The following is a 4,159-nucleotide window of genomic DNA, read 5'->3' as shown; positions in this document are numbered from 1 at the left end:
GCCCAGGCCGCGCTCGCCGCCGCCACCCAGGCCCTCGTGGAGGGGGCGCCCGGCGCCGACGACGCCTACGCCGAGAGCCTCGACCGCTGGCTCGACCTCGGCGGCGCCGACCTGGAGGAGCGTGCCGAGGAGGTCGTCGCCTCCCTCGGCCTCACCGTCGGCCTCGACCGGCCCATGACCGCGCTCTCCGGCGGCCAGGCCGCCCGCGCGGGTCTCGCCTCGCTGCTGCTCAGCCGCTACGACGTGTTCCTCCTCGACGAGCCCACCAACGACCTCGACCTGGACGGCCTGGCCCGCCTGGAGTCCTTCGTCGGCGGGCTGCGCGCGGGCACCGTCCTCGTCAGCCACGACCGCGAGTTCCTGGCCCGCACCGTGGACAAGGTCCTGGAGCTCGACCTCGCCCAGCAGAAGATCACCCTCTTCGGCGGCGGCTACACCGCCTACCTGGAGGAGCGCGAGACCGCCCGCAGGCACGCCCGCGAGGCCTACGAGGAGTACGCCGACACCCGCGCGGCCCTGGAGTCCCGCGCCCGTACCCAGCGGAACTGGATGGAGAAGGGCGTCAAGAACGCCCGCCGCAAGGCCACCGACAACGACAAGATCGGCCGCAAGTTCCGCGCCGAGGCCACCGAGAAGCAGGCCGCCAAGGCCCGGCAGACGGAGCGGCTCATCGAGCGTCTCGACGTCGTCGAGGAGCCCCGCAAGGAGTGGGAGCTGCGCATGGAGATCGCCGCCGCGCCCCGCTCCGGCGCGGTCGTGGCCACCCTGCGCGGCGCCGAGGTCCGCCGCGGCGCCTTCTCCTTCGGCCCCGCCGACCTCCAGATCGACTGGGCCGACCGCGTCGCGATCACCGGCGCCAACGGCTCCGGCAAGTCCACGCTCCTCGCCGCCCTCCTCGGCAGGCTGCCCCTCGACGCGGGCTCGGCCGCCCTCGGCCCCGGTGTCGTCGTCGGCGAGGTCGACCAGGCCCGCGCCCTGTTCTTCGGCACGGAGGCCCTGCTCGACGCCTTCGGCACGGCCGTTCCCGACCTGGAGCCCGCCGACGTCCGCACGCTTCTCGCCAAGTTCGGGCTGAAGGCCGCCCACGTGCTGCGCCCGGCCGCCACCCTCTCCCCGGGCGAGCGCACCCGCGCCGCGCTCGCGCTGCTCCAGGCCCGCGGGGTCAACCTGCTCGTCCTCGACGAGCCCACCAACCACCTCGACCTGCCCGCCATCGAACAGCTCGAATCCGCCCTCGCCTCCTACACCGGAACGCTGCTGCTGGTCACCCACGACCGGCGGATGCTCGACGCCGTGCACACCACCCGCCGGATCGAGGTCGAGGACGGCCGCATCGCCGAGCGCTGACACCTCCGGCGCCGCCGGTCCCACCGGGTGTCGGCCCCGCGGCCGGACGTCTTGCTCGTACGGGTGAAGAACCGACCGAAAACAAACCCACGTAGTGGCCAATATTTGACCAAGCAACCACCATGGCGAGCGGCACGCCATGGTGGGTTCCGTGGTGTCTTCGCCCCGTACGGTGGCGGATTTGAACTGCTGATGGGCATGCTCCCGCAGGTGTTCGATTTACGGAACGTTGGCTTCACCATGCGAACCCGGGGCAGGGGCCGGACGTCTGTGGTGGCGGATGTCCGCCGAAGGACGTCCGATTCACCGTCGTCGATTTCACCAATCGTCGGTTCCAGGCGAATAGAGGCGTAACGATGTCCCCGTCCCTTTCCGGCCCACAGCCCGGCACACAGGACCCACCTGTGGAGCAGGCGCGCTACCGCGGTGCCCCCGCACCGCACCCGCGCACCCTGCTCGACGTACTCGACACCACGATCGCCGCACATCCCGAGGCCCTCGCCCTCGACACCGGTACCGAGGCCCTCACGTACCGCGCCCTGAGAGACGAGATCGCCGTGCGCGCCGACCGGCTGCGCCGGGCGGGTGTCGGCCCCGGGGACCGTGTCGGCATCCGCATCCCCTCCGGCACCGCCGAGCTCTACCTGGCGATCCTCGCGACGCTGGCCAGCGGCGCCGCGTATGTGCCGGTCGACGCCGACGACCCCGACGAGCGCGCCGCCACCGTCTTCGGCGAGGCGGGCGTCTGCGCCGTCCTCGGCGGCGCCGACGGGCGGCTGTCCCTCGGCCCCGCCGAACCCCTCCGCCCGGGCCGCCGCGAGCCCACCACGGAGGACGACGCCTGGATCATCTTCACCTCCGGTTCCACCGGTGCCCCCAAGGGCGTCGCGGTCACCCACCGCAACGCCGCCGCCTTCGTCGACGCCGAGGCGCGGCTCTTCCTCCAGGATGGCCCGCTCGGCCCCGGCGACCGGGTGCTGGCCGGACTGTCCGTGGCCTTCGACGCCTCCTGCGAGGAGATGTGGCTGGCCTGGCGGTACGGCGCCTGCCTCGTGCCCGCCCCCCGCGCCCTGGTCCGCGCGGGCCACGAACTCGGCCCCTGGCTGGTCGAGCGCGGCATCACCGTGGTGTCCACCGTGCCCACCCTCGCGGCACTGTGGCCCCAGGAGTGCCTCGACCGCGTCCGGCTGCTGATCGTCGGCGGCGAGGCGTGCCCCGCCTCCCTCGTCGACCGCTTCGCCGTGCCCGGCCGCGAGATGTGGAACACCTACGGGCCGACCGAGACCACCGTCGTCGCCTGCGCCGCCCGGATGCGGCCCGGCCGCCCCGTCCGCATCGGCCTGCCCCTCGACGGCTGGGAACTGGCCGTCGTCGACGAGTCCGGCGCCCTCGTCCCCTGGGGCGAGGAGGGCGAGCTCGTCATCGCGGGCGCGGGCAACGCCCGCTACCTCGACGCGGCCAAGGACGCCGACCGCTACCGCCGCAGCGACGCCCTGGACACCGACCGGGCCTACCGCACCGGCGACCTCGTGCGCGCCGACCCCGAGGGCCTGGTCTTCGCGGGCCGCGCCGACGACCAGATCAAGATCGGCGGACGCCGGCTCGAACTCGGCGAGATCGACGCCGCGCTGAGCGCCCTGCCCGGCGTGCACGGCGCCGCCGCGGCCGTCCGCACCACCCCGGCGGGCGGCAGGATCCTCGTCGGCTATGTGCTGCCCGGCGGCGGCTACGACCGCACGAAGGCACGGGAACTGCTGGCCGAGCGCCTGCCCGCCGCCCTCGTCCCCGTGCTCGCCGAGGTCGACGAGCTGCCCACCCGCACCTCCGGCAAGGTCGACCGCGACGCCCTGCCCTGGCCCCTGCCGCAGCGCGGCGGCGAGGCCGGCGAGGCCGCCGAGGAACTCCACGGCACCGCCGCTCGCCTGGCCGACCTGTGGGAGGAACTGCTCGGCACCCGGCCCGCCGCCGACGCCGACTTCGTCTCCCTCGGCGGCACCAGCCTCACCGCCGCCCGCATGGCCTCCTCCCTGCGCGAGCGCCACCCCGGGGTCTCCGTGGCCGGTCTCTACCGCCACCCCGTCCTGCGGGACATGGCCGCGCACCTCGACTCCCTCACCCCCGCACAGCAGACCGGGCACCCCCCGCGCGAGGTACGGGCCGTACGCCCCCTGCGACGGCGCACCGGCGTCGCCCAGGTCCTCGTGCAGTGCGCGCTGTTCGGTGTCGCCGGTCTGCGCGGCCTCGTCGGCCTCGCCGCGGCGGACAACGTCCTCGGCCTGCTGGCCCCCGAGGCCTGGGCCCCGCACACCTCCTGGTGGTTCGTGATCGTCGGCTGGGTGGTGCTCTTCAGCGCCCCGGCCCGGTTCACCGTCGGCGCCCTCGCCGCCCGGACCCTCACCCGCGGCATCACCCCGGGCGCCTACCCCCGCGGCGGCCGCGTCCACCTGCGGCTGTGGGCCGCCGAACGCACCGTCGCCTCCTTCGGCGTCCCCTCGCTCCTCGGCACGCCCTGGGCCTCCTGGTACGCCCGGTCCCTGGGCTGCGAGGCGGGCCGCGGCGTCGCCCTGCACGCCATGCCCCCGGTGACCGGCCTCGCCGAGTTCGGCGACGGCTGCGCGGTCGAGCCCGAGGCCGACATCTCCGGCTGGTGGCTGGACGGCGGCCTGCTGCACGTCGGCGCCGTGAAGGTCGGCGCGGGCGCCCGGGTCGCCCACCGCAGCATGATGATGCCGGGCGCCTCCCTGGGCACCGGCGCCGAACTCACCTCCGGCGCCTGCCTCGACGGCCACGTCCCCGCGGGCGAGATCTGGGA

The 4,159-nt window shown here is 74.9% G+C and carries 2 protein-coding genes; both read left to right on the top strand.

Going from position 1 to position 4,159, the window contains the following annotated elements:
* The coding region (locus tag K6I34_RS32855; RefSeq protein WP_229331694.1) for an ABC-F family ATP-binding cassette domain-containing protein at positions 1–1,347 on the top strand (1,347 nt) is incomplete at its 5' end.
* A 356-nt stretch (positions 1,348–1,703) separates the two neighbouring features.
* On the top strand, positions 1,704–4,159 hold a 2,456-nt coding region (locus tag K6I34_RS32850; RefSeq protein ID WP_374231087.1), incomplete at its 3' end, for an amino acid adenylation domain-containing protein.

Source organism: Streptomyces sp. UNOC14_S4 (assembly GCF_020740835.1).
Classification (GTDB): domain Bacteria; phylum Actinomycetota; class Actinomycetes; order Streptomycetales; family Streptomycetaceae; genus Streptomyces.
Note: the sequence above shows the minus strand (reverse complement) of the source record. Positions and strands in the feature narration are given on the sequence as shown.